General features: G+C 61.8%; 26 protein-coding genes. 14 read left to right on the forward strand and 12 right to left on the reverse strand.

The features are described 5' to 3' along the window. The first annotated feature begins 49 nt into the window (after positions 1–49). The 6 genes from AC4D2M_RS08955 (at position 50) to AC4D2M_RS08980 (ending at position 7,767) form a co-directional block, all read left to right on the forward strand. Positions 50–781 (forward strand): L-ribulose-5-phosphate 4-epimerase, encoded by a 732-nt coding sequence (locus AC4D2M_RS08955; RefSeq protein WP_490891344.1) that lies wholly within the window; start codon positions 50–52, stop codon positions 779–781. After that, on the forward strand, positions 778–2,292 hold the full coding sequence (gene araA / locus AC4D2M_RS08960; protein ID WP_490891345.1) for an L-arabinose isomerase: 1,515 nt from the start codon (positions 778–780) through the stop codon (positions 2,290–2,292). The genes AC4D2M_RS08955 and araA overlap by 4 nt, the downstream gene beginning before the upstream one ends. Positions 2,293–2,462: 170 nt before the next feature. After that, a complete protein-coding gene (gene chvE / locus AC4D2M_RS08965; RefSeq protein WP_490891346.1) occupies positions 2,463–3,581 on the forward strand; it encodes a multiple monosaccharide ABC transporter substrate-binding protein in 1,119 nt (372 codons plus the stop codon). Positions 3,582–3,654: 73 nt separating this feature from the next. Then, on the forward strand, positions 3,655–5,184 hold the full coding sequence (gene mmsA, locus AC4D2M_RS08970; RefSeq protein WP_490891348.1) for a multiple monosaccharide ABC transporter ATP-binding protein: 1,530 nt from the start codon (positions 3,655–3,657) through the stop codon (positions 5,182–5,184). Positions 5,185–5,188: 4 nt separating this feature from the next. Next, a complete protein-coding gene (gene mmsB, locus AC4D2M_RS08975; protein ID WP_490891349.1) occupies positions 5,189–6,424 on the forward strand; it encodes a multiple monosaccharide ABC transporter permease in 1,236 nt (411 codons plus the stop codon). 83 nt (positions 6,425–6,507) lie between these two features. Further along, entirely contained in the window at positions 6,508–7,767 is a 1,260-nt protein-coding gene (locus AC4D2M_RS08980) for a D-arabinono-1,4-lactone oxidase (protein WP_490891351.1), read from the forward strand. Here the strand turns inward: AC4D2M_RS08980 and AC4D2M_RS08985 are convergent. The 6 genes from AC4D2M_RS08985 to AC4D2M_RS09010 all read right to left on the reverse strand — a co-directional run bounded on the left by AC4D2M_RS08985 (position 7,754) and on the right by AC4D2M_RS09010 (position 12,542). Beyond that, positions 7,754–8,044 (reverse strand): hypothetical protein, encoded by a 291-nt coding sequence (locus AC4D2M_RS08985; protein ID WP_490891352.1) that lies wholly within the window; start codon positions 8,042–8,044, stop codon positions 7,754–7,756. The genes AC4D2M_RS08980 and AC4D2M_RS08985 overlap by 14 nt on opposite strands. A 692-nt stretch (positions 8,045–8,736) precedes the next feature. Continuing rightward, complete coding sequence (locus tag AC4D2M_RS08990; protein WP_490891353.1) at positions 8,737–8,868, reverse strand: hypothetical protein; 132 nt, start codon at positions 8,866–8,868, stop codon at positions 8,737–8,739. A 462-nt stretch (positions 8,869–9,330) separates the two neighbouring features. Continuing rightward, complete coding sequence (locus tag AC4D2M_RS08995; protein WP_490891354.1) at positions 9,331–10,056, reverse strand: ATP-binding cassette domain-containing protein; 726 nt, start codon at positions 10,054–10,056, stop codon at positions 9,331–9,333. A gap of 128 nt (positions 10,057–10,184) precedes the next feature. Then, positions 10,185–10,388 (reverse strand): hypothetical protein, encoded by a 204-nt coding sequence (locus tag AC4D2M_RS09000; RefSeq protein WP_490891355.1) that lies wholly within the window; start codon positions 10,386–10,388, stop codon positions 10,185–10,187. Between the two features lie 3 nt (positions 10,389–10,391). Beyond that, a complete protein-coding gene (locus tag AC4D2M_RS09005) occupies positions 10,392–10,562 on the reverse strand; it encodes a hypothetical protein (RefSeq protein ID WP_490891357.1) in 171 nt (56 codons plus the stop codon). A gap of 1,029 nt (positions 10,563–11,591) precedes the next feature. Beyond that, positions 11,592–12,542, reverse strand: coding sequence for a LysR family transcriptional regulator (locus tag AC4D2M_RS09010; RefSeq protein WP_490891358.1), 951 nt, complete (start codon positions 12,540–12,542; stop codon positions 11,592–11,594). A gap of 153 nt (positions 12,543–12,695) precedes the next feature. Between AC4D2M_RS09010 and AC4D2M_RS09015 the strand changes: the two genes are divergently transcribed. From AC4D2M_RS09015 to AC4D2M_RS09025, 3 genes are read left to right on the forward strand one after another with little or no spacing between them, the layout of a single operon-like run. Next, positions 12,696–14,075, forward strand: coding sequence for an MFS transporter (locus AC4D2M_RS09015; protein WP_490891360.1), 1,380 nt, complete (start codon positions 12,696–12,698; stop codon positions 14,073–14,075). Positions 14,076–14,114: 39 nt separating this feature from the next. Next, positions 14,115–15,338 (forward strand): FAD-dependent oxidoreductase, encoded by a 1,224-nt coding sequence (locus AC4D2M_RS09020; protein ID WP_490891362.1) that lies wholly within the window; start codon positions 14,115–14,117, stop codon positions 15,336–15,338. Then, a complete protein-coding gene (locus AC4D2M_RS09025; RefSeq protein WP_490891364.1) occupies positions 15,335–15,955 on the forward strand; it encodes an NADPH-dependent F420 reductase in 621 nt (206 codons plus the stop codon). Before AC4D2M_RS09020 ends, AC4D2M_RS09025 begins: the two co-directional genes overlap by 4 nt. A 98-nt stretch (positions 15,956–16,053) precedes the next feature. On the opposite strand, the gene AC4D2M_RS09030 is transcribed toward AC4D2M_RS09025, so the two are convergent. Further along, the gene (locus tag AC4D2M_RS09030) at positions 16,054–17,085 is read right to left on the reverse strand and encodes a helix-turn-helix transcriptional regulator (protein ID WP_490891366.1); all 1,032 of its coding nucleotides are present in this window, start codon (positions 17,083–17,085) and stop codon (positions 16,054–16,056) included. 100 nt (positions 17,086–17,185) lie between these two features. Between AC4D2M_RS09030 and AC4D2M_RS09035 the strand changes: the two genes are divergently transcribed. Next, a complete protein-coding gene (locus tag AC4D2M_RS09035; RefSeq protein WP_490891368.1) occupies positions 17,186–17,641 on the forward strand; it encodes a VOC family protein in 456 nt (151 codons plus the stop codon). 78 nt (positions 17,642–17,719) lie between these two features. Next, positions 17,720–18,208 (forward strand): hypothetical protein, encoded by a 489-nt coding sequence (locus AC4D2M_RS09040; protein ID WP_490891370.1) that lies wholly within the window; start codon positions 17,720–17,722, stop codon positions 18,206–18,208. On the opposite strand, the gene AC4D2M_RS09045 is transcribed toward AC4D2M_RS09040, so the two are convergent. Next, positions 18,205–18,828 carry an NAD(P)H-dependent oxidoreductase gene (locus tag AC4D2M_RS09045; protein WP_490891371.1) on the reverse strand — a complete coding sequence of 208 codons (624 nt, stop codon included), beginning with the start codon at positions 18,826–18,828 and terminating at the stop codon, positions 18,205–18,207. The genes AC4D2M_RS09040 and AC4D2M_RS09045 overlap by 4 nt on opposite strands. 97 nt (positions 18,829–18,925) lie before the next feature. Between AC4D2M_RS09045 and AC4D2M_RS09050 the strand changes: the two genes are divergently transcribed. Together AC4D2M_RS09050 and AC4D2M_RS09055 are read left to right on the forward strand one after the other, a co-directional pair. Next, positions 18,926–19,495 (forward strand): TetR/AcrR family transcriptional regulator, encoded by a 570-nt coding sequence (locus AC4D2M_RS09050; protein WP_490891372.1) that lies wholly within the window; start codon positions 18,926–18,928, stop codon positions 19,493–19,495. 57 nt (positions 19,496–19,552) lie between these two features. Further along, the gene (locus tag AC4D2M_RS09055) at positions 19,553–19,762 is read left to right on the forward strand and encodes a hypothetical protein (RefSeq protein WP_490891373.1); all 210 of its coding nucleotides are present in this window, start codon (positions 19,553–19,555) and stop codon (positions 19,760–19,762) included. Positions 19,763–19,814: 52 nt separating this feature from the next. Here the strand turns inward: AC4D2M_RS09055 and AC4D2M_RS09060 are convergent, their stop codons facing one another. The 3 genes from AC4D2M_RS09060 to AC4D2M_RS09070 form a co-directional block, all read right to left on the reverse strand. Beyond that, positions 19,815–20,102 carry a hypothetical protein gene (locus AC4D2M_RS09060; protein ID WP_490891374.1) on the reverse strand — a complete coding sequence of 96 codons (288 nt, stop codon included), beginning with the start codon at positions 20,100–20,102 and terminating at the stop codon, positions 19,815–19,817. Positions 20,103–20,433: 331 nt separating this feature from the next. Then, positions 20,434–20,919 carry an amidase family protein gene (locus AC4D2M_RS09065; RefSeq protein WP_490891376.1) on the reverse strand — a complete coding sequence of 162 codons (486 nt, stop codon included), beginning with the start codon at positions 20,917–20,919 and terminating at the stop codon, positions 20,434–20,436. 26 nt (positions 20,920–20,945) lie between these two features. Further along, on the reverse strand, positions 20,946–21,746 hold the full coding sequence (locus tag AC4D2M_RS09070) for an alpha/beta fold hydrolase (protein WP_490891378.1): 801 nt from the start codon (positions 21,744–21,746) through the stop codon (positions 20,946–20,948). 38 nt (positions 21,747–21,784) lie between these two features. Here AC4D2M_RS09070 and AC4D2M_RS09075 point away from each other — a divergent pair, with 38 nt between their 5' ends. Next, complete coding sequence (locus AC4D2M_RS09075) at positions 21,785–22,423, forward strand: TetR/AcrR family transcriptional regulator (protein ID WP_490891379.1); 639 nt, start codon at positions 21,785–21,787, stop codon at positions 22,421–22,423. 664 nt (positions 22,424–23,087) lie between these two features. On the opposite strand, the gene AC4D2M_RS09080 is transcribed toward AC4D2M_RS09075, so the two are convergent. Beyond that, on the reverse strand, positions 23,088–23,720 hold the full coding sequence (locus AC4D2M_RS09080) for a recombinase family protein (RefSeq protein WP_490891381.1): 633 nt from the start codon (positions 23,718–23,720) through the stop codon (positions 23,088–23,090). Positions 23,721–24,127 lie beyond the last annotated feature (407 nt).

A 24,127-nucleotide genomic window follows, 5' to 3' on the forward strand; every position in this document is an offset into this window, starting at 1 on the left:
GATTCAAGGAACTCCTCCGGGCCGCCTACTCGAAAGCGATGGTCAACGCATGACTAGCACCACTGAGTCCTTCACGGATCGTGAATTGGACGCCATCAACGCCGTCCGCCGGGATGTGGCCACGCTCCATGGTGAGCTGGTCCGCTACAACCTTGTTGTCTGGACGGGTGGAAACGTATCGGGACGCGTGCCCGGCATGGATCTCTTCGTTATCAAGCCGAGCGGTGTGGACTATGACCACCTGACGCCGGAGAACCAGATCCTGTGCGACCTCGACGGCAACGTCATCGAAGGCACACCCGGCTCTGAGCGTTCACCCTCCAGCGACACCGCTGCCCACGCGTACGTCTACCGCAACATGCCCCGCGTCGGGGGAGTGGTCCACACCCATTCCACCTACGCGACGGCGTGGGCTGCCCGCGGTGAGTCCATCCCGTGCGTGATCACCGCCATGGCGGACGAGTTCGGCGGCGAAATCCCGGTGGGCCCGTTTGCGATCATTGGTGATGACTCGATCGGCCGCGGCATCGTCGACACGCTGACCGGCCACCGCTCGCGGGCGGTACTGATGCAGAACCACGGACCGTTCACCATCGGCAAGGACGCGCGCGACGCCGTCAAAGCCGCCGTCATGCTCGAGGACGTGGCCCGCACCATCCACATCTCCCGTCAGCTCGGCGACCCGCTGCCCATCGAGCAGCGCCACATCGAATCCCTCTTTGACCGCTATCAGAACGTTTACGGGCAGTCCACGCCCGCAGGAACCGGAGCCGCACTGTGACTACCCTGAACACCTCGCTCGACCAGTACGAGATCTGGTTCCTCACCGGCAGCCAGGACCTCTACGGTGACGAAACACTCCGCCAGGTGGCCGAGCAGTCCCAGCAGATCGTGAAGATGATCGGCGCGTCCGATGTGCCGGTCAAGGTGGTGTGGAAACCGACTCTGAAGGACTCTGCTTCCATCCGCCGCATGGCCCTGGAGGCGAATGCCAGCGACAAGACGATCGGCGTCATCGCCTGGATGCACACGTTCAGTCCCGCCAAGATGTGGATTGCCGGGCTCGATACGCTGCGCAAGCCGCTGCTTCACCTGCACACGCAGATCAACGTCGAGCTGCCCTGGGCTGACATCGACTTCGACTTCATGAACCTCAACCAGGCTGCCCACGGTGACCGCGAATTCGGCTACATCCAGACCCGGCTCTCGGTGGCGCGGAAGACCGTCGTCGGGCACGTCTCCAACCCCGCTGTGACCGCACAGATCGCTACCTGGTCCCGCGCGGCCGCCGGCTGGGCCGCCGTCCATGAACTCAAGGTTGCCCGTTTCGGCGACAACATGCGCAACGTCGCCGTCACCGAGGGCGACAAAACCGAGGCCGAGCTACGCTTCGGGGTCTCCATCAATACCTGGGGTGTCAACGAGCTCGTCGAGGTGGTGGACGCGCAGTCCGACGCGGACATCGACGCGCTGGTCGAGGAGTACGAGGCAACGTACGACGTCGTTCCTGAGCTGCGGCGCGGAGGCGACCGTCACGAGTCCCTCCGGTACGGAGCGCGGCAGGAGCTCGCGCTCAAGTCCTTCCTCGAGGGCGGTTCCTTCGGTGCGTTCACGACGACGTTTGAGGACCTCGGCGGACTGCGCCAGCTTCCCGGGTTGGCAGTTCAGCGCCTGATGGCCGCAGGCTACGGCTTCGGCGCCGAAGGCGACTGGAAGACAGCCGTCCTGGTCCGCGCTGCCAAGGTGATGGGCGCCGGACTGCCGGGCGGCGCATCGCTGATGGAGGACTACACGTACCACCTGGTGCCTGGGGAGGAGAAGATCCTGGGCGCGCACATGCTGGAGATCTGCCCCACCCTTACCACGTCAAAGCCCACGCTTGAGGTGCACCCCCTGGGCATCGGCGGCAAGGAGGACCCGGTCCGGCTGGTGTTCGATACGGACTCAGGCGACGCCGTCGTTGTTGCCATGTCCGACATGCGGGACCGCTTCCGTCTCACGGCCAACGCCGTCGAGGTGGTTCCGCCGGACGCACCTCTGCCGAACCTGCCGGTGGCGCGCGCCGTCTGGAAGCCGCAACCGGATCTGGCGACGTCGGCAGCTGCCTGGCTGAGCGCCGGGGCTGCGCACCATACTGTGATGAGCACCGCCGTCGGCCTCGATGTGTTCGAGGACTTCGCCGACATTGCCGGCACCGAACTGCTCCGCATCGACAGCACGACGACGCTGCGTGAGTTCCAGCGTGAGTTGCGGTGGAACTCGGCCTACTACCGGCTGGCGCAGAAGCTTTAGTCACAGCCGGGTAACAATTCAGCAGAGTCATTCCCCATTGCGCCATAGCACCCTAATGTTGCGGGCAGTGTGACCGATCACATACGAACATTGAGACCGGTGGAACCGTCCGTTCCCCGGCGAAGGAAATACATCTTCCGGGCGCTGTTGCCCGGCAGGAAAGGAAAGACATGAAGAACAACATGCTTATGGGAGTGGCCGCCGCTAGTGCGCTGGTACTGTCCCTCTCCGCCTGTGGCGGCAGCCGCGGTGGCGGCGGTGACGAGGCCGCAGGCGAAGGCTCCAACGAGGGCGCCCGGATCGGCGTGGCCATGCCAACGCAGCAGTCGGAGCGGTGGATCGCGGACGGCGAGAACGTCCAGGCGCAACTGGAGGAACTCGGCTACGAGGTGGACCTTCAGTTTGCCAACGACGACATTCCGACCCAGATCTCCCAGATTGAGAACATGATCAACGGGGGGGCCGAGGCTCTGGTCATCGCCTCCATCGACGGCACCACCCTGACCAGCGTCCTGGAAACCGCCGAGGCGCAGGACATCCCGGTCATTGCCTATGATCGCCTGATCAATGGATCCGAGACGGTCGACTATTACACCACATTCGATAACTACCAGGTGGGAGTGCAGCAGGCAACATCACTGCTGACCGGACTTGGCGTTCTCGATGAGAACGGGGAGGAAACCGGTGAGGAGGGCCCGTTCAACGTCGAGCTCTTCGCCGGTAGCCCGGACGACAACAATGCAACTTTCTTCTGGGAAGGAGCGATGGACACGCTGCAGCCTTATCTGGACAGCGGAGTGCTGAACGTTCCCAGCGGCCAGACCGAGTTTGACCAGGCTGCCATTCTCCGCTGGCTCCCGGCCACGGCTCAGGCCCGCATGGAGGACCTCATCACAGTTGGTGGCGGTGAGCGCCTCGACGGTGTGCTGTCACCTTACGACGGACTGTCCATCGGCATTATCTCGGCGCTGACCTCGGGCGGGTACTCCAAGGACGAGCTTCCCGTGGTGACCGGCCAGGATGCGGAGCTGGGCTCTGTGCAGTCCATCATCGCCGGTGAGCAGTATTCCACAATCTTCAAGGACGTCCGCAAGCTCGGCGAGCGTGCCGTCCTCATGGTCGACGCGCTGATGAAGGGCGAGGAGCCTGAGGTCAACGACACCGAGACCTACGACAACGGCGTGAAGGTCGTGCCGTCCTACCTGCTCGAGTCGGAAATCGTGACTGTGGATAACTACGAGGAAGTCCTCATCAACAGCGGTTACTACAACGCTGACGAGGTTCAGTAGACCTTCCAGCCTGCTGTGGCCGGCGGTTCGCGCCGCCGGCCACAGCGGTTCCAGGCACGATTAAGGAAGCATCATGACACAGCACATCCTTGAGATGCGTGGTATCACCAAGACGTTCCCAGGCGTCCGCGCCCTTGACGGCGTGAACCTTGCCGTGGAGCGCGGCGAAGTCCACGCGATTTGCGGCGAGAACGGTGCCGGCAAGTCCACGCTTATGAAAATCCTCTCCGGTGTCTATCCCCATGGCACCTATGACGGCGACATCGTTTTCGAAGGCAACACCGCCTCATTCCGCGGCATCAAGGACAGCGAGCAGAGCGGCATCGTGATTATTCACCAGGAGCTCGCGCTGTCACCGTTCCTTTCGGTAGCGGAGAACATCTTCCTCGGTAACGAACGTTCCAAGGCCGGGATGATCGACTGGAACGATACGAACCTGGCAGCGACGAAACTCCTGAAGCGGGTTGGCCTGCGTATCAATCCCGTCACTCGAGCCCAGGACATCGGCGTCGGGGCACAGCAGCTCGTGGAGATCGCAAAGGCTCTCTCCAAGGACGTGAAGCTGCTTATCCTGGATGAGCCGACCGCAGCTCTCAACGATGAGGATTCCGCACATCTTCTCTCGCTCGTGAGCGGTCTGAAGGCCGAAGGCATCACCAGTATCATGATCAGCCACAAACTCAACGAGATTCGCGCGGTCGCCGACTCAGTCACGATCATCCGCGACGGTCGTACCATCGAAACCCTTAGCCTCCATGACGGCTCTGTCACTGAGGAACGCATCATCAAGGGGATGGTCGGGCGGGACATGGCGCATCGCTACCCCGAACGTACGCCGTCCATCGGCGAGGAGGTGTTCCGGGTCGAGGACTGGACGGTTCATCACCCCCAGGAGCACCATCGGGTGGTCGTCGACAACGCCCACCTCAACGTCCGCGCAGGTGAAATTGTCGGCATTGCCGGCCTCATGGGGGCTGGACGCACGGAACTGGCGATGAGCATTTTCGGTCGAAGTTATGGGTCCGCGATCTCAGGGCGGCTCTATAAGAACGGCAAGGAAATCACCGCGCGAACCGTCAGCGACGCCATCAAGCATGGGATCGCGTATGCCACCGAAGACCGGAAGCGGTACGGACTCAACCTCATTGAGGACATCAAGCGGAATGTATCCGGTTCTGCACTCAGCAAGCTTGCGCGGTTCGGGTGGGTTGACGGGCATCAGGAAACTGTTGTCGCGAATGACTACCGCAAATCCATGAACATCAAAGCGCCGTCGGTTTCTGCTATTACCGGCAAGCTTTCCGGCGGCAACCAGCAAAAAGTTGTGTTGTCCAAGTGGATGTTCGCTGATCCGGACATCCTGATTCTCGATGAGCCGACGCGCGGCATTGACGTCGGCGCGAAGTACGAGATTTACACCATCATCAATCGTCTGGCCGCCGAGGGTAAGGCGATTATCGTCATCTCCTCTGAACTGCCTGAGCTGCTCGGTATCTGCGACCGCATCTACACCCTCGCAGAAGGCGTGATCACCGCGGAGGTACCCATCGTGGATGCCACTCCCGAATACCTCATGCAACATATGACCAAGGAAAAGGACTAACTCCATGGCAACAACCGTCAAGGAAGCCGAAGCGACGCCGCCACGTCCCACCGTCGAGCACGGACTCGCCTTCCTGACCAGCCGGCTGCGTCAGATCGGCATATTTGTCGCGCTTCTGGTCATCGTCACTTTGTTCCAGGTTCTGACCGGCGGACAGCTACTGCAGGCAGACAACGTTTCGAACATCATCGTTCAGAACAGCTACATCCTACTGCTGGCCATCGGCATGGTGATGATCATTATCGCCGGCCATATTGACCTGTCCGTCGGCTCCGTGGCAGCCTTCGTAGGTGCAATGTCCGGAGTAATGATTCAGGACTGGGGCTTCCCCTGGTGGCTGACTCTGTTCTTGTCGCTCTTCATCGGAGCCCTGGTCGGGGCCTGGCAAGGCTTCTGGGTGGCATACGTGGGGATCCCGGCCTTTATCGTGACGCTAGCGGGGATGCTTCTGTTCCGTGGCCTTGCCCAGATCACGCTCGATAACCAGCGCATCTCCGGGTTCCCAAATGAATACCGTCAGCTGGGCGGCGGATTCCTCTTCCCGGGCTTGTTCCCGCCGGACACAAACATCCTCGACTGGACAACGGTAGGCCTTGGGCTCATCTCTGTAGCGCTGCTGATCTTCAGTCAGCTGCGTTACCGTAGCGCCCGGAAAAAGCTCAACCTTGAGGACGAGCCTGCCGCTTGGTTCTACACCAAGCTCACATTCGGCATCGTCGTCATTCTCGGCCTCACCTATCTGCTGGCTTCCTCGCGGAGCGGCACACCCATTGTGCTTGTGGTGCTGGGTGTCCTCGTCGTTGTGTACAGCGCGGTCATGAACAACTCCGTCTTCGGTCGTCATATCTACGCCCGCGGCGGTAATCTGCAGGCCGCACAGCTGTCCGGCGTGAAAACGAGGCACATCGACTTCTGGCTCTTCGTGAATATGGGCGTTCTTGCGGCTCTGGCGGGATTGGTCTTCACTGGACGGTTGAACTCCGCGGGACCCGGCGCTGGTACCCTCTTCGAGCTTGATGCCATCGCCGCGGCCTTCATCGGTGGGGCCGCTGTTACCGGCGGTGTGGGCACGGTGGTCGGAGCTATCACCGGTGGGCTCATCATGGGCGTGCTGAACAACGGCATGTCCCTGCTGGGCGTCGGTATCGACTATCAGCAATTCATCAAGGGTATAGTGCTGCTGCTTGCCGTCGCCTTCGACGTCTTCAACAAGCGCAAGGCATCCAATGCGTTGAAATAACCCTGTAGTTCATTGGGCAGGACACGCCCCTTAAGACCACTCTTTAGGGGTGTGTCCTGCCAACTCACGTGTAGGAGAAACTCATGACGAACGACGTCGGCACGAACTGGGCGGGCAACCTGGCCTACAGCGCTTCAACCCTGCATCACCCCGCCACAGTGGACGAGGTGCGCCGGATTGTTGCCGCGTCAACGTCAATCCGTGCACTGGGATCGCGCCACTCCTTCAACGACATCGCTGACGGGACCGCCGAGTTGCTGTCGACGGCGGCGCTGTCCGGCCCGGTAACGATCAACCCGGACCGCTCCACCGTGACCGTGGGCGCCGGAATCCGCTACGGCGAGTTGGCCGGTGAGCTCGAGAGGGCAGGGTTAGCGCTGGCGAACCTCGCCTCGCTGCCGCACATCTCGGTGGGAGGGGCCGTGGCAACGGGGACCCACGGCTCCGGCAACCGGAACCGCAGCCTGGCGGCAGCCGTCGTCGGGCTGGAACTGGTGACCGGCAGCGGTGACCTGGTGCGGTTCGAAGCCGGAGACCCCGACTTTGAGGGCGCGGTAATCAACCTTGGCGCACTGGGTATCGTCACGAGCCTCGATCTGGAGATTGAGCCGGCCTTCGAGGTAGAGCAAACCGTTTTTGAAAAACTGCCGCTGGAAAATTTGGTGCAGAATTTCGACGGCGTGACCGGCGCCGCGTACAGCGTCAGTGTCTTCATTACGTGGCGCGATCCGGACGTGGCCGACTCGGTGTGGGTGAAGCGTCGGCCGGACCGAGATGCGCCGCTGGCGGCGACTCTGTTTGGTGCGCTTCCCGCGGAGGATGAGCGACACCCTCTGCCCGGGCTGCCGGCCATCGGATGCACTCCCCAGCTGGGTGCGGCGGGCCCCTGGTACAACCGGCTGCCCCACTTCAAGCTCGACTTCACGCCCAGCAACGGTGTGGAGCTCCAGTCGGAGTACCTTGTTCCCCGCGAGCATGCTGTAGCCGCCATCCGCGCGGTCAGGGAGCTCAGCACCGAGATTGCGCCTCTCCTGCAGGTCAACGAAATCCGGACGGTTGCCGCCGATGAGCTGTGGCTGAGCTCAAGCTACGGAACCGACGCCGTCGGCCTGCATTTCACCTGGATCCAGGATCAACCGGCCGTCGAAGCGTTCCTGCCGACTCTTGAGGCAGCGCTGGAGCCGTACTCGGCAAGGCCGCACTGGGGCAAGCTGTTCACTGCCGGCGCCCACGATCTTGACCGGCTCTATCCGCGGCTGGAGGACTTCCGGATCCTGGCGAAGCGGCTCGATCCCGAAGGTGTCTTCACCAACCCGTTTACCGAAGCCGTTATGGGGCGCTGAAACCCCTGGGGCCCTGCGAACGCTTCCCGACAATAACCACGCCCGCGGCCAGCAGGAGCAGCGCGGCGCTGATACCGGGCAGCAACGGGAAGCCGGTTGCTTCGGAGGCCGGTTCCTCGCTTCCGGCGGCTGGTGTAACAGGAACCGGTGTATCAGAGGGCGTAGGAGCCTGATACATCGGCGCCCAGGCATACGGAGGCATCGCAAACGGTGCGATCTCCTTTTCGGGTTCTTCGGTTTCTTCCGCAGCGGGTTCCGGAACAGGTTTAAGCGGCACAAACTCCAACGGCGGCGGAAACACCGGGGCGGGCGGAGGCGGAAGAACGAACTGCTGGGGAGCCGGGGCCGGGGCCGGTTGAGCCGGCGGAGGCGCCGGTGCGGGTGGCGGTGGCGGCTCGACGGGCGGTGGCGGCTCGACGGGCGCAGGCGCCGGTGCGGGCTCCTCCGTCGGTTCCGGCTCAGGTGCAGGAGTTACCACTTCTGGAGGAGCAGTTGTTGGCGGAGCAGTCGTTGGAGGTGGAGGTGGAGGTGGCTCAGTCGTTGGGGCAAGACTAGGTTGACCGGTCTCAGTATCGACAGGTTCCAGCGTTTCATCCTCGGACGATTCCCCGCGCAGTGTGGGCTGGGTTTCCCCGTTAGCCGGCGGTCCATGCTCAGCTGGTGGTCCGGTATCGGGTTGCGTGGGCTGCGTCGACGGAGAAGGCAGACCCGACTCCTGATCCACCTCGTGTTCGGCATGCGCGACCGGAGCGGCGGCGAACGTTGCTCCGATGAAGAGCGCCGCCCCTGCGGTGTACTTGAACCAGTTGTTAGTGCTCTGCACAGATATCTCCCAACGCTGCACGGGCGACGGGCGCTACACAGCTCCACGTTCCAGGCGTCGGCGCGTTGAATACGAGCCACCCTACCGTAAGTGTGCTTACTAGTTTACACAAAAGGCTCGAAGATGTATCCCGGTCGAATTCAGTATCAGCCGCGCAACCGGGCTCCCGTCCATGCGAAAAGCTCCGGAATGATGGTGGGCGCAGAGTCGAGGAAGAAGGAAAGCATGGAAATCGCCGGGATGATGAGGACTGCAATTAGCAGGAGATTGATGATCAATGAGACCTTCCCGGTCCGTGGCGCTGGACTGCCGCGGGTCGAATAAGCGCAGAGATAACCAGCCAAAGCCACCCAGTCCCATCGGGCATAGCAGCGCGGCCCCATACACGATGACGACGTCGATCATCCAGCCCTCGTCTGCCGGAACGGAGGCGAACATTAGGTAGATCAGGGCTGCAAGCGCGAGGACGATGACTGGTGCAATCAGTCCAAGCAGCCTTCTCATCATCCAGAAACCCGACCTCCCGGGTTGTCCGGTGTCTGCTCCATAGGTAGCGCCGTTCTCAGCCATGCCCGTCCGTTCTCTCGTTGACGAGAGTACCGAGCACCTGCCTGTTGCGGTTTTGACTATCCACAGCCCTCGCTCGCGGATAGCGCTTGGGCCAACGGATATCGGCCGGGATGCCACCAGGAGGCCGAAACGCTATCGCAGAGCGAGGCCCTGAACCCGAGCCGGACGGGTCAGCGCTGCTTGCGCTGCCCCTCCAGGATCTCGCGGATGGAGAGTGCGCCGGTGACGTCCTCGGCCGTTGTCCGGCCCAGCACCACCACCCGGTCAGCGAGGCGGACTGCCTCTTCCATACTGTTCGTCGCCAGGAGAACAGTGGTGGGGAGCGCCCGATGGAGGGTCTGCAGCACGTTGTACAGCACGTTCCGGGCTGCGCCTTCGACGGCGGCGAACGGGTGGTCGAGGAGCATCACGCCGGGCCCGCCCGCGAGGGCGCGAGCCAAAGCGGCCCGCCGCACTATCTCGGCGGTGACTTCCGTCGGCAACAGCTTCGCGAACCTGTGCAGGCCGGCAAGGTCCAGAAGCTCGGCGATTTTCGCCTTGCCCTCGCTGGCGCTTGAACTCTTGCGAAGGCCCAACGCGAGGTTTGCCTGGAGCGAGTGGTTCAGCTGAAGGTCGGCATCCCGGGGAGTCCAGGAACAGCGGTCGTCGGTGCGCCGGACAGGCTCTCCGCCCACCAGTACCGATCCGGACTGCGGGTGATCGAGGCCGGCAGCCGCGCGGAGGAGGCGGGATGCGGCGTCGTTCTCGTTGCCCACAAACGCGAGCACCTCGCCGGCGCGAATATCGAGACTGACATTGCGCACGCCCTCGGCGTGCAGCTTCACGAAGGAGACGGGCAGCGGCGTCGAAGCGCGTTTTACTGCCGTGTGATGGGGTGGAACCGGGCTGGGACTCATCGGTACTCCGTAGCATCCAGGTGTCCGGGCACCCCTGTGCCCGCCAGTGATCACCCCTAACCTAGCCCGCGCGGCGAAGGATACGGTCACGGGATACCTTGTTTGACGTTATGTTGCGCCCGCTTCGGTCAGCGGTACTCGCGGAACATCTCCTCCAGCGTGCGGTCCAGAGGCGTCTGCAGAGAGCACACGACCAGGCCGAGCCAGGCGTTCCGCGCCACATCAGAGATCCGCCAGGAGGAGAGCGGCAGACGCTCTGACGCCGGAACCGAGCTGCGACCGATATGGGCGAACAGGGCGAGAGTCACACCGAAAATGATGAGCAGATCCATTACTTACACACCCTCCGGCGTGGAATTGGAGTAGGAGCGGCTCGGCAGTGCGGCATCTCCCCAGCCCGGGTGGGAAAGGACCGGGGGAGTGTTCCCCCTGCCGTCGGCATGGACGGCGCGGAGGACGGCCGCTGTGAGAGCGGCTAGCAGAACCAGTACGACGACGATTTCCATACCTTGATCGTCCTCTTCGCCTTCAGCGCGCAACAGTGGCAGGAAAGACCGCTCCCGCTAATTTTCTGCCACAGTTCGAAACGGTCCCAGAAAGTTTGAAAAGGTGCGTGACCCCTCTGGGTGCGCCGTCGATTACGTACATGTGGGGCTGCGCCACTCCGCCCCCCAGTAAGGACGTCGCGGCGAGTAGCCGCACCCCCTGATCGAAAGGTGAAAGTGGGGTTCCACTCTGACGGACAACCTGCTGGGCGCTGCCCAGGCAGGCGACGCTGAAGCATTGAGCCGCATTTAGACCGGTGCACCGGCCACGTTGATTGAAACCGTTCCTTGAATGAACGATCCACACGCAGAAAACTCAAAAGGCTCCTTCGTATCCTGCGATTCGGTGCAACGCGGTCCAGCTGAACCAACATCGCGTACTGGCAATAACGAGTACTCATGAGGGACTTCAGCAGCGATTTCGAAGCCAACGAACCCGCCCTGACCACCGAGCCAGAACATGACGAGCCTGCGGACCTGTTCTACGCCAGCCCACCGGAATTGGTGGCCTGACGTATGGGCCGTTATCGGCACTCACCGGGGTCCTTGGCACGCATGGTGCAGTGAAGGTAGACATTCCATCTCGGCTCATACACGTAGCCGCCAGGAAGAGCATCGGGTGCAGGGAGTTTCGGCACCGCCCGGGCCAACGCCAGCGCTGGCGGTGCTCCGGGTTTAAGCGGCACGCTCTCCATCGACCCATTATTGCGCTAGAACTGGGCTGTGCACGGCCACCGCTCGCTCGAGGTAGACTCCCAGATGTTGGGACTGCCCGTGTACCTTCGGGGCGTTTGACCTGCACGCAACGATGCCCGCTGAGGTGCCCTAACCGCACCGAATCTTCTGCTTGAGCACCTGTCAGAAACGACCCGTTGTGGCATTCGGGCAAGAGGGGCATTCATTGCCGTCTGTGGCTGAGTAACAAGGCAAGTGCGGAACTGGGCCACAGAATTCGGCAGTCGACACGGATATTGATCCTGCAGAGCGGAATCACTGCGGATGCCGACGTGCCGTTAGGCCGGCCACGGCTGGATTCGAGACGAGATCGGCGCGGCCGTAGCCTCCGAGTTTCTCCACCGCGAAGTCAAGAAGAGCCGCGGCGCGCGGCGTGAGGTTCATGTCCTCAGGCCAGATCCCGACCACGTGCGAGACCGTGACGGGTGGGTCGAGGGGTCGGATGACAACCTGCCGGCCCTCGGAGCTCATCGGGAGCGTGTTGGGTCGTGACATGAGCAGGCCATAGCCCACGCCGCGGCCCACGAGCGCCTCGACGAGACCGATCTGGCTGACACGGGCTTCGATCCTGGGTTCAAGACCGCGCGCGGTGAATGCATCCGTGACGTTGACGATGCCAGGGGTAGCGTCATATTGGATGTAGGGCTCGCCGGCCAGATCTGCGAGGTCGACGGTGCTGGCCGCCGCGAGCGGATGGCTCGGATACAGGTGGACCTCGAGTTCAGTCGCGTAGATCTTGCGGCGACGGTACCCGACAGGTAGAGACACGTTGTACACGAGGGCCACGTCGAGACGCCCCGCCTCGAGTGCGGAGAGTAGTTCTTCGTTGGTGCCCACCATGATCTCGATGTGCACTCCGGGATGCCTCCGAGGAAAGCCTTCGAGAAGTTCGGGGACCACATTCGTGGCGAAACTCGAATAACAGCCGAGCTTCACGGGACCTCGCAGCTCCTCTGCCCGGCGGGCGCCCAGGACGAGCTCCTGCGTGTCGGAGATAATCTTGCGTGCCTGCTTCGCGAACTGCTGGCCGGTCGGAGTAAGAGTGAGGCCCCGCGCCTTACGGCGCACGCACAATTGCTCCCCTACCGCATTCTCGAGACTTGTGACGGCCTGCGACAGCGCGGACTCCGAAATATGCAGATGTGCTGCGGCGGCGCTGAGTGTAGTGAAGTTCGGCAAGGCCGCGAACAGTTCAAGCTGCCTCATGCTCACGTCCGCCATGGCCACCAACTTCTTCGTCTAGATTGAACTATATTCCCACATTACTGTGATTTACATGCGGAGATAAGCGCCGCAACATTGGAGGATCAGCTTCCCGAGCCCTCTCGATGGAGGGCGACAAAGACGTTAGGGACGAGAATGACATCCTCTGTTTCCACCGGAACCCCCACCTCCCAGCGGCGAATCGCATTCGCGACGATCATCGGCACCACCATCGAGTGGTACGACTTCTTCATCTACGCGACGACCGCAGGGCTCGTGTTCGCACAGCTCTTCTTCCAGCCCGCCGGCGAGGAGATCGGCGTGCTACTGTCCTTCGCCACAGTCGGCATCTCCTTCCTCTTCCGCCCGCTCGGCGCATTCCTCGCCGGGCACTTCGGTGATGTGATCGGACGGCGCACCATGCTGGTCGTCACGCTCATACTCATGGGCGCTGCGACCACACTCATCGGCTTGCTGCCCACCTACGCCCAGATCGGCATCGCCGCGCCGGTCCTCCTGCTCATCCTTCGCATCCTCCAAGGTCTCTCTGCCGGCGGCGAGTGGGGCGGAGCGGTGCTCATGGCCGTTGAACACGCCCCCGCGAATCGCCGCGGCCGCGCTGGTTCCTGGCCGCAGCTCGGAGTCCCCCTCGGCTTCCTCCTCGCGTCGGGCATGACGGCCCTCATGACCGGTGTCATCTCGCCGGGCGATGCTTACCTCCAGTGGGGTTGGCGTGTGCCGTTCCTCCTGAGCATCGTGCTCATCGTTGTGGGCTTCGTGATCCGCCGTTCGGTCGAGGAGAGCCCGGTGTTCGCGGAGATCGCCATGCGCGGCAAACAGAAGAGTGTTCCGATAGTGGCCCTGTTCAAGCGCCACTGGCACCTTGTGATCCTCGCTGCGCTCGTGTTCGCGGGCAACGGCACACTTGGCTACATGACCACGGGCGGGTTCCTCAACCGTTACGCGATCAACGTGCAGAGCCTCGACACCACGTCGGTGCTCGTTGCGGCATCAGTCGCGGCGGTGGTCTGGTTCTTCTCGACGCTCATCGCGGGCTACCTGGCCGATGTGATCGGCCGGCGAAACACCTTCCTCATCGGCTTTGCTCTGCAGTCCGCCATCGTCTTCCCTATCTTCTGGCTCGTCGACCACGGCGGACTGCCAGGGCTCTACACCGCGCTCGTCCTCATCTCGACCGGCCTCGGCCTCACCTACGGACCGCTCGCCGCTTGGTACTCCGAAATCTTCCCGGCGTCGATCCGTTTCTCGGGCGTCTCGATCACCTATGCGATCGGATCGATTATCGGTGGGGCTTTCGCACCCATGATCGCGCAAATGCTTCTCGAGGCCACGGGCACGACCGCTGCAGTTTCCGGGTACCTCCTCACCGCTTCCCTTCTCGGGGGTGTGGCGACGCTGTGCCTGCGGGATCGCTCCGGAATACGACTCGGCCCCGACCATGAGACCGAGCAAGCAAGCGGAGCCACGATGTTCACGCGGAGCGAGGCCCCCAGCGCGCTCACAGGGTCGCGGTAAGGCGGGTCACGTGTCCAGCAGATCAGTCAAGGAGAAACAATGGTAAGTGACACCACCAGAATCGCGGTCATCGGGGGAGGGATGGGCGGGCTCACCGCAGCGATCGCTCTGACCCGGATCGCCGGCGTCCAGGTCACGGTGTTCGAGCAGGCCAGCAAGCTGGGCGAAGTGGGTGCAGGCGTCACGGTTGCACCGAATGCCCAGCGCGTTCTCGACAAGCTCGGTGTGCTTGAACAGGTCAAACGTGCAGGAGCGATCCCGGACGGACACGGTGTCTACAAGGATGCCATGGGCAACCTTGTCACCGACGCGGCCTGGGAAGATTCGGCGCAGCAATATCAAAACATCGGGATGTATCGGCCCGACCTCATCAATGTTCTGGCTCAAGAAGTCGATCCCGAGACAGTCCGTCTTGGCCATCGATTGTCGTCGGTTCAGACGCTGGACTCCGGTGTTCGTGTCGAATTCGAGAACGGTGCACACGAGGATTTCGATGCCGTGGTCGGCGCGGACGGTATCCACTCGGTGGTGCGGAAATCCGTGATGCAGTTCCCGGATCCCGTCTACTCCGGATACATCGCCTACCGCGGAGTCGTTGACGCGTCCCTCCTCCCCGACGACTGGCCCATGATCAGCCAGGTATGGATGGGCAATCAGAGGCATTTCATGTGTTACCCGCTGCAGCAGCGCAAGCTGTTCAACTTCGTCGCTGGCGTTCCCAACGACAGGCCTCTGAATGGGCCCTGGTCCGGCCCGGCGGAGGTGAGTGAACTCGCCGCCGAGTTCGCGGGCGAGAACTGGGACCCGAAGCTCCATCACTTCATCGCGGCCATCGAGAAGACCTTCTGGTGGGGCCTGTTCGACCACGAACCCCTCACCAATTGGTCACGCGGACCGATCACGCTCGTCGGCGACGCAGCGCACACGATGCTGCCGCACCAGGGACAGGGGGTGAACCAGGCTATCGAAGACAGCATGGCCCTTGCCATCTTCCTGAAAGGTGCCGACAGCACCGCTGACATCCCCGAAGCGTTCAGGCGCTACACCTCGGTTCGCATGCAGCGCACGGCCATCCTGCAGCATGGTTCCCGGAGAGCCGGTGCCATGTTCGACGCGCAACATGAATTCGCGGACCTCAAAAAGCGTGACGCCGACCTGCGCGTTGGGCGAGATTTCCGCCGAAGCGCAGTATTCGACTACGACGCGCTGAAAGTAGCCGAGAAGGCGCTCAAACAATTCAGGAGGAGGATCCAGTTCGCATGACATCAATCAGTATCATCGGTAGCGGCAAAATGAGCGCGGCGATTGCTGAAGTCGCAGCACGAGCCGGGGCGAGTATCCAGATCATCAGACGCAGTACGGCGAGCTCGTCCGGGGAGCGTTCGGATGTCACGTACGGGGCTATTGGCGACGAGCTTACCGGTGACCTCATCGTGCTAGCGGTTCCGTATGGGGCATATCCGAGCATCCTTGATCACTATCGGGAGGGGCTCAGCGATAAGGTCGTCATCGATATCAGCAACCCCATCGATTTCACTACGTACGATGAGTTGCAGGCGCCGGCTGATTCCTCCACTGCCGCGGAGCTCGCCAGGCAGCTCCCCGAAGGCGCGGCAGTCGTGAAAGCGTTCAACGTCAATCTCGGCGACACGCTTACCGCCGGCACGAACGGCACAACGCCCACGACCGTCCTGTTCGCCGGAGACTACGCCGAGTCGAAAATCGCAGTTGCGGCCCTCATCGAGGCGGCAGGGCTAAGGGCGGTTGACGTTGGCCCCCTTTCGCGCGCGAGGGAACTTGAGGCGATGGGTTTTCTCCAGATCGTGTTGGCGGCACTCGGGAAGACACGCCCTGAATCAGGATTCACACTGCTGCAGTGAGCAGAGAACGGTGATTCCTGACGTCGGCCCGCCGCGGCGGGCGGCGATCAGCGTGGACGTCGTCGCCCTCGTCGGCCTGATCCTCGGCATCCGTAGGATCATTTGAGGGGGGTTCGGTCGGTCCTGCTGGTTTGTTTGTACCGCTCGGCAAGGGTGGCGAAGGCGGAAGCGAGCTCGGGGGGACCAATCACGTCCATCGGTACCTCAAACCTTCCGAACGAGGCGGCTAGCGCGCCCCAGGACCAGGAGCCAGCTTCAAGGGTGCAGCTGTGCTCCGTGATGGCGATGACTGTTCCATCGCCGGCGAATGGAAGGACGTTCCGTGCGGGGGTGTGGAGGATGACAGTGCCGTGGCATGGCCATGTATTGATGTCGGACCCTTTGAAGCGGGCGGAGACGAAGTCGTTGACATCACCACCGGGTACCGTGCGTGGAGTGAAGCGGGGGCCGAGGGGTGCGCGCGGGTGGACTCGGTCGACGCTGTAGAGGCGCCAGTCGTCGCGGTCGAGGTCCCACCCAACGAGGTACCACCGCCCATGAGAGGTAACCAGGTGGTGCGGCTCCGTGCGGCGGGGCGGTCGTGGCTGTTGATCGTGGGTATTGGTGGGGGTTCCGGCAGGAGCTTGTGTAGGAGTGTCAGCGGCGCGGGCCGTGTAGTCGAAGCGGACGGTCTGTCGGTCGCGGATGGTGTTTGCGAGTGTGACGAGCATGTCGAGTGACATGGTTGCCAGTGGTGCGTCGCCGGGACGACCAATGGTGGTGACCTCGAGCGCGTCGAGGCGATGTCGGAGCCGCGAGGGCATCACTTGACGGATGGTGCCGAGGGCGCGGATCGCGGCTTCTTCGATTCCAGCGCCGACGGAAGGAGCTGCCTGCAGGGCGATAGCAATGGCGACCGTCTGATCATCATCGAACAGGAGCGGTGGTAGCTCGCTGCCGGCATCGAGGCGGTATCCGCCGTCCGGGCCCATGGTGGCCTGGATGCTGTAACCCATTTCCCTCAGACGGTCGATATCCCGGCGGATCGTGCGATCGCTGATGTTCAGCCGGGATGCCAGGAGTGACCCCGACCAGACCCGGCGCGCCTGCAGTAGCGACAACAGGTTGAGCAGTCGCGATGTTGTCGTCATGCTTTCCACTCTAGATTCGGTCTAGGACCATATATGACCTATACGGGTGTGAGAGTGGATTCATCGGGCCGATCGGGGCCGACCTTATCAAGGAGCAACAATGACTATTCAGACAACCACCCACCTCAACTTCCGTGGCGATGCGCGCCAGGCGCTGGAGTTTTACGAGTTTATATTCGGTGGGCACACCGTCATCAATACCTACGCGGACTTCGGTATGCCGGCCGAACTGCCCGGCGCCGACAAGGTGGTATTCGGTCTCGTCGCCTCGGAGAACGGCTTCCGTGTGATGGGCTACGACATCCCCGGCCAGACCGAAGGCTCAATCGCCGGCGGTGGCTCGACCCGCCGCGAGAACAACGCCACCCTTACGAACCAGGCGTTGTTCATCTCGGTCGGTTCGGACTCCCTCGATGAGCTCCAGGGCTACTGGGATGCACTGGCAGTCGACGCTGTGATCGTCGAACCGCTGGCCGCATCGGCATGGAGCGCCGGTTTCGGAATGCTCACCGACCGCTTCGGTGTCACTTGGAGCGTCAGCGTCACCGCCGCCTGAGTGCGCTACTGCCGCGGCGTGGGTTGAACCACCTGCGCCGCGACCTTCGCCTGTCCGGATCAGCTTTATCGTTGAGTCATGCCGGTGCTCACTGTCCTGTTCGACATCGACCGGCTTGCCGTCATCGCGGTCATCGCCGTCACCATCGTTCTTGCCGTGCTCGGGGGCGTCTACTTCACCGCCGTCGTCAGCAAGCCATACAAAGCTGCACTGGGTAACGAAAGTTGCGAGTTCCCCAAGCCCGGCGCAATCTTCAAGTGTTGGGCTCTTGATCGCGAGCCTGCTCGCGATCAAGACCGCCGCGATCTTGCTGCGCGCCCTCGCTATCGATGCGCTCTGTGGCGGCATCATCTTCAGGTTCGTCGTCTCGATCGGCTATCTCGTCGCCCAGACGCTGAACATCGCCATCAAACCAAACTCCCCACGGCCGGTGCTCTACAGAATGATCAACGCGCCTTACTTCTGCCTAAGGCCCCTACTGCCAACGGGTCTGCTGGACAGGGCGGGGGACAACCAGAACCGGTGCTTGATGCTTTGAATCTGGATTTCAGATGTGATGAGCACTAGCTCCTGGATGTTGTACTGAACGTTTGTTGGGTCGTTCTCAGCGCTATATCGCGGACAAGCTGGCTTACCTCGCTCGCAATCACGGATGAGTCCTTCGTTTCGGAGTCGTACATGTAGGTGGTTGTTCCGCGCTTGGCCCCGCAGAAGTCGACGATCCCGTGTTCGATCTGTGCGCTGATCGACGCGCGGTAGCCATGTCGTTCGTATGCGCTGGCGTCACTTCCCGCGATGGGAATGAGGTCGATGGACAGTCGATCTAGTTTCGGCATCAATGAGCCTCCTTCGGCCTGTTCGAAGGCCCAGCCGTTGATGAACACGCGATCGATCCATCCTTTGAGTAGGGCAGGCATCGACCACCAATAGACCGGGAACACGAGGAACACATGATCAGCTCGATCAAGTCGCTCTTGCTCGGTGACCACATCACCTGGCGTCGGTGTGACCTGTTGGTACGACGACCGGTCCGCGTAAGTGAATCGCGGATCGAAGCCCTCAGCTGAGAGATCTGCGACCTCACTCGACACTCCGAGTCGCTCGAGGGACACCTGAAGCTCCTTCGCCACGCGGTGAGTCAAGGACTCCTGATCCGGGTGGGCAATGACAATCAGTGCTCTGGACATGAGATCTCCCAATGATCGAAACTCAACCTACTATGTGTAGGTTACTCATAGTAAGCTACTAGAAGTAGGAGCCGTTTCGCTTGAACGGAGAAGGGGCATGATGGCAGTGAAGATGCGGAAGGGCGAGCGACGGGAACAGTTGTTGGCCGTCGCGTGGTCCATCGCTGAGAACGGCGGTGTGGATACTCTGACGCTCGGACGTCTCGCTGAGCAGGCCGGTGTCACCAAACCCGTCGTGTATGACCATTTTGATTCACGCTCCGCCCTGCTGGTTGCTTTATACCGTGGGTTCGATGCTCAGCAGACTCAGAAGCTCATGGATAGTCTTGCCAGCGCTGAAGACACTCTGCGCGGCCAAGCAGCTGCGATCGCTCGGTCTCACGTGGAGTGCGTCGTCGAGCACGGACGTGATTTGGCTGGCATCCTCGGTGCACTCGAAGGCTCTCCTGCCCTGGAACAGCTCAAGCACGAGACCGAAATGGCGTACCTCGAGCTCTGCCGCAGCGCCCTTAGCGACTTCATGCAAGGCGGCACAGTCTCGGCAGCTGCCATGACTGCAATGTTTGGAGCAGCGGAAGCTCTGTCCCACGCCGCATCACGCCACTCACTGCCACCAGAAGAAGCTATAGCCGAACTCACCAGGATCATCGTCCTCACTACTTCTTAAAGGTCGTCGACGATAGCGGCCGAGGGGACGCAAGGGATTTCCCGGGTAGGACTTTAGGTGAGGGGTTTTTCACCCGTAGAGGTGGGCAGGGTCTCCGGCGAGGGAGGCGGTTTTGATGAAACGACTCGGCTCATCGACGAGTACCTCGATCGCTCCGGTCTCGACCCGGTGAGGCTTGCTTTGGCCACGTCCGCCGGGTCGATCTGGGGTGCGTCGACGCCGGCCATCATCTCCGTGTCAGGTCCCCCGAGATGCGCACTGCCTTAGCTGCCTTCCACTCCTTCCTCTTGGTGGTTAGCAGCAGAGGGTCCGTCAGTCACTATGCCGACAGGTCATCCTGCGAGACGTGGGAGAGGTGCTGGGTGAACCATTGCGCGGCGGCTCTAGCGCTCTGCTTGTAAAAGTCAAGGTAGACGTCGAAGTGTCCACCAAGCAGCTCGAGCAACTGTTTCGGCTGACGGGCCATATGGAAGGCATTGATAGCGTCGGCTGCCGGGGTGGTCTGGTCGTTACTGGCGACGATGACGAGAAGGGGAGTCGGCGCGATGTTGGGCATGGCGGTCCCGGGTGCGTAGGCGAAGTACCACTCCTGGCTCCGCTGGGTCACAAATGGTCGGTAGCTTTCACGTGCATGGGGCGGTAACGAGTCAATGTACCGGTCGGCCGCCGATGACCCTGCCGGTACTGTTCTGGCCGGCATGCCGCGCGCGCGGTCCAGCCTGTCTTGTGCCCAGGTGCGCTGCTGCTCAAGAAGTCGCACGGGGGAGAGCCGCTGCTGCAGGTTACTACGGCCGTTGATGGTGGGTGTCTGCGCGACGACGCATCGAACTCTTGGGTCAGCCGCGGCAACAGCGAGGACATGGCCGCCCGAGTAACTCGTTCCCAGGTCAACATCCGGGTAGTGCAGGGCCGCAGCGCTGCCACCGGAAGATCCGCCCTCAAATCTGGTGGTGTCCAGCCGGGTTCAGCGTGGGGCCGTAGCTGCTGGACTCCCCACCGCCCGAAAAGCCGAACGCATCCATATTCGTCATACCCACGACCGTCCCACCAGCATCGAGCACGCGCTGCACGACAGTGCTGTGTTCGGTAGGGATGAGGCCCTGCAGGACGGAGGAGCCGCCGGTGAGCGGGAGTCCCGCGATCCCTATCGCGTCCTTGACCGCGACCCGGGCACCATCCAGCAGCCCAGTCCCGGTCGGCGGTATCTCACAGCGACGCACGAAAGCATTGAAAGGATCGTCAGGTGAAAGGGCCGGTGGGGTAACGCTGTTTGGCATAGCTGGCCGCCCCTGATCCTCCATAATCGGGTCAACGATCGTCAGCACGGTATCGAGGGCGGGCTGCAGAGCGTCGTGATCGGCTGACGGAATGCCAGCGCGAGCTGCTACCTGCGCGAAGGATTTCCGATCAATGCGAGGAATCATGTGCGCCTCCGTCTTATGAGGTTGGGCTAAGCCGTCGTGGTGTGGAGGTGGTTTACCAGTGCAGCCAGCTGATCGGGACCCTCCACATGCGCCAAGTGGGCCTGTCCGGGCAGCTCATGCACAACGCCGCGTGGGGTGCGGCGGGCCACGTCGTCGAAGGTCGTCCCATACGGCGCCTTGCCCAGGTTCCGCCCGCCTACGATGAGGTCGATCCGTGCGGCCCGACCCGCGAACTCTTCTGGCTGTGGTGCATCATTCAGCGACTGCGTCTCGTTGTAGAGCGAGGAGCTGACATCTTTCATCCCGGCCCATAGTGCGCTGTTCGATCGCAAGGACTCGATTACCTCACCGGACATGCCTGTGACTTGCGCCAGGGCAGTCTCGACACTGCGGTCAAGGTCGCCGGCATCGTGGGCGCTCTTCAGATCCGGCAGTGCCGACACACCAAAAGGAGCCATGATCGGCTCGTAGACGATCAGGTGCGGCACCGGAACGGTATGCGTGAGGTGCAGTGAGATGAGTCCGCCATAGCTCCAACCAAAAAGCGTTCGCACGTCGGAGAACCCGTGGAGGACCGCCTCGGCATCACGAACCTCAGTCTGGATGTCGTACGTACTTGTCAGCGGACCTGAAGGCTTGCGGCCCCGCCGGTTAATAACCGCAACTGTGCTCCAACCCTCCAGGTGTTGCGCTACTGCAGCCCAGCCGGCGGCATCGGCCATAACACCGGGGAGCACCACGATCGCAGGTCCGTCTTCCTCCCCGTACACATCAACGCTTACCCAGCTGCTGTCAACCGCAACAGATTTCTGAATCGTTAGCTCCATATTCCTGATTCTGGTGCATTTGATCTAGAATCGTCAATATGGGATCACGAGCGGCAGGACGACCACGAGAGTTCGATCGGGACGCCGCGCTGCGTCAGGCGGCACACCTGTTCTGGATGCATGGTTTCTCGGGCACCTCTACCCGCATGCTTACGACTGCGCTCGGGATTTCAAGTTCGAGCCTTTACGCCGCCTTCGGAACGAAGGCTGATCTTTTCGATGAGGCAGTTCGTACCTATGCTCTGCGTTACAGTGCGATCTACGATCGGGCTCTGCAGGAACCGATGGTGATCAGCATGATCCGGCGGCTTTTTCTTGAATCAGTAGTCGAGTTCACGCGGACGGAAGAGGGGCATCCTGGTTGCCTGACCGGCAGCGCGGTCATGTCCGACACTTCAACCACCCTTGATGTTCGGGCCTTCGTTGCTGACTTACAGCGATCTGATGAAGCCCGCCTGCGCCGCCGGCTCGAACAAGCTACCCTCGACGGCACCCTTGCAAGTGATGTGGACGCCTCCGTGCTTGCCGAATTCGTGCAGACCGTATGGCAAGGCCTTTCCGCCCGCGCAGAACTCGGTGCTTCCCGGGATGAACTTATTGGCGTCAGTGACCTCGCCCTCACACTCATCTCAAACTTGACCCAGGAGACGGTGCCAGCCCCAGTCAGCTACCTGTAGCAAATCCGATGGTCGTGCCTCGATGGCATCAATAGGCCGAATTGACCGTGAAGTGGTGACTGGTTGAGAGCACCACCCCTTCTGACCTGCTCGATCGGTCGCTCTGGAAGGGGTCGCGCCCGGGTGTCGAAGGCCGAGCGCGATCTCAAGCACTCGCTTGTGCTCTGCTATTGGGTTTTGTCGCTGGGTGGAATTCGTGTCCGGCTGCGCACCAGGTGCCGGCCCGAGTGTCACCAGTGAGAGGTAAACATTATTTACCCGACAGAGGAGTAGCTGATGGTGACTCGAAAACAACCACCTCATCCATCCGGGAGAGTAGTGTCCGTCCGTCTACCAGCGGCGATCATCAAGCGCCTCGATGCCCTGGCCGTTCACTGACCGCCGTGGGACATATATTCGGCTTGTGCTGGAGGCGTTGCTCTCAACGATCGAGTCAGAGCACTAGCATCAGAGGACAGCTCAGTATGAGAGCGGGTACCTGGAGCGCGAGTTTATGCGTATCACCAATCAGCTCCTTGATGATTCGCCCTCGAATGAGTCGAAGGAGTAACGCCTGCGATCGACTGGCCCTTCGCAGGTTCACAATGGCTCACTATTCGACCGTCACCGACAGCCGGTTTCCGGTCTTTGCAACGGATGTGTGCAGAGGTTTAGATATGAGGCATCAGACAGCTGCGGAGGCGTCATCATTCCCTGGGAAGCTAGTCACCCATTGCTGTGCGTCGAGGTTGGCGATTCGCCGGTACAGGGTGGCTCTCGACATGCCGAGGTCGCGGGCGACGTGGGAAGCGGGTTGGCCTTGTTCGATGAGTCGGCGGGCGTTGGCGATTTGGCTGTCGCTGAAGATCGGTCGTCGTCCGCCGAGGTCGAGCCCGGCGGTGCGGCGTTTGGTGTTGGAGTCGTTGACGCGTTCGCGTTTGATCTCGAGCTCCATCTGCGACAGGGCAGCCATGACGGTGAAGACCATGGATCCCATGGGGGTGCCAGTGTCGACGTTCCCGCCGCCGAGGTTCAGGACGCGCAGGTTCACCTTTTGAGCTCGAAGTTCATCGGCCAGCGCGAGCATGTTGGAAGTGGAGCGGCCGAGGCGATCGAGTGTGGTGACGATCAGGGTGTCACCTTCATGTAGTGCGTCGAGGGCTTTGTCGAACTGGGGCCTCCGCGCATGAGCACCGCTGACGCCGTGGTCGATGTGCAGGTCATCGCGGCGGACGCCGGCGGCGAGTAGGTCGGCGACTTGCCGGTCGGTGTCCTGGACGCGAGTTGATACCCGCGCGTACCCGATGAGCTTGCCCATGCGGCTCCTCTATGTCGATTGGTCCCAAATGGTCTCGCAACCTACTTCTCAGTCACGAAGGAATGCTCCTACTTAGGAGACAGGGTAGCAAGACATAGAGGAAGTAGTAGTGGCGGGGGAGTGGGGTTGTCTCGTCCTAGTGTGTTGCAATCCTAGGTTGGCCTCAAGGGGTCGTCGCAACACCTATTTGATGAGGTGTTGCTATGGGAGGAAATCAGGCTTCGAGAAATCGACAGGATCGGTTCTGGGAGCTCCTCCGGCAGGGCTACACGGCCGGGGCAGCGTGTGAGGCTGTGGAGGTGCATAGGACTCAGGGATATCGGTGGATCAAAGCAGCTGGAGGCCGGTTCCCTGTTGCGGAGCGGCCTCGCTCGGGTAGGTATCTGGGCCAGGACGACCGGTTGAAG

The organism is Arthrobacter sp. TJ-270, from assembly GCF_058269075.1.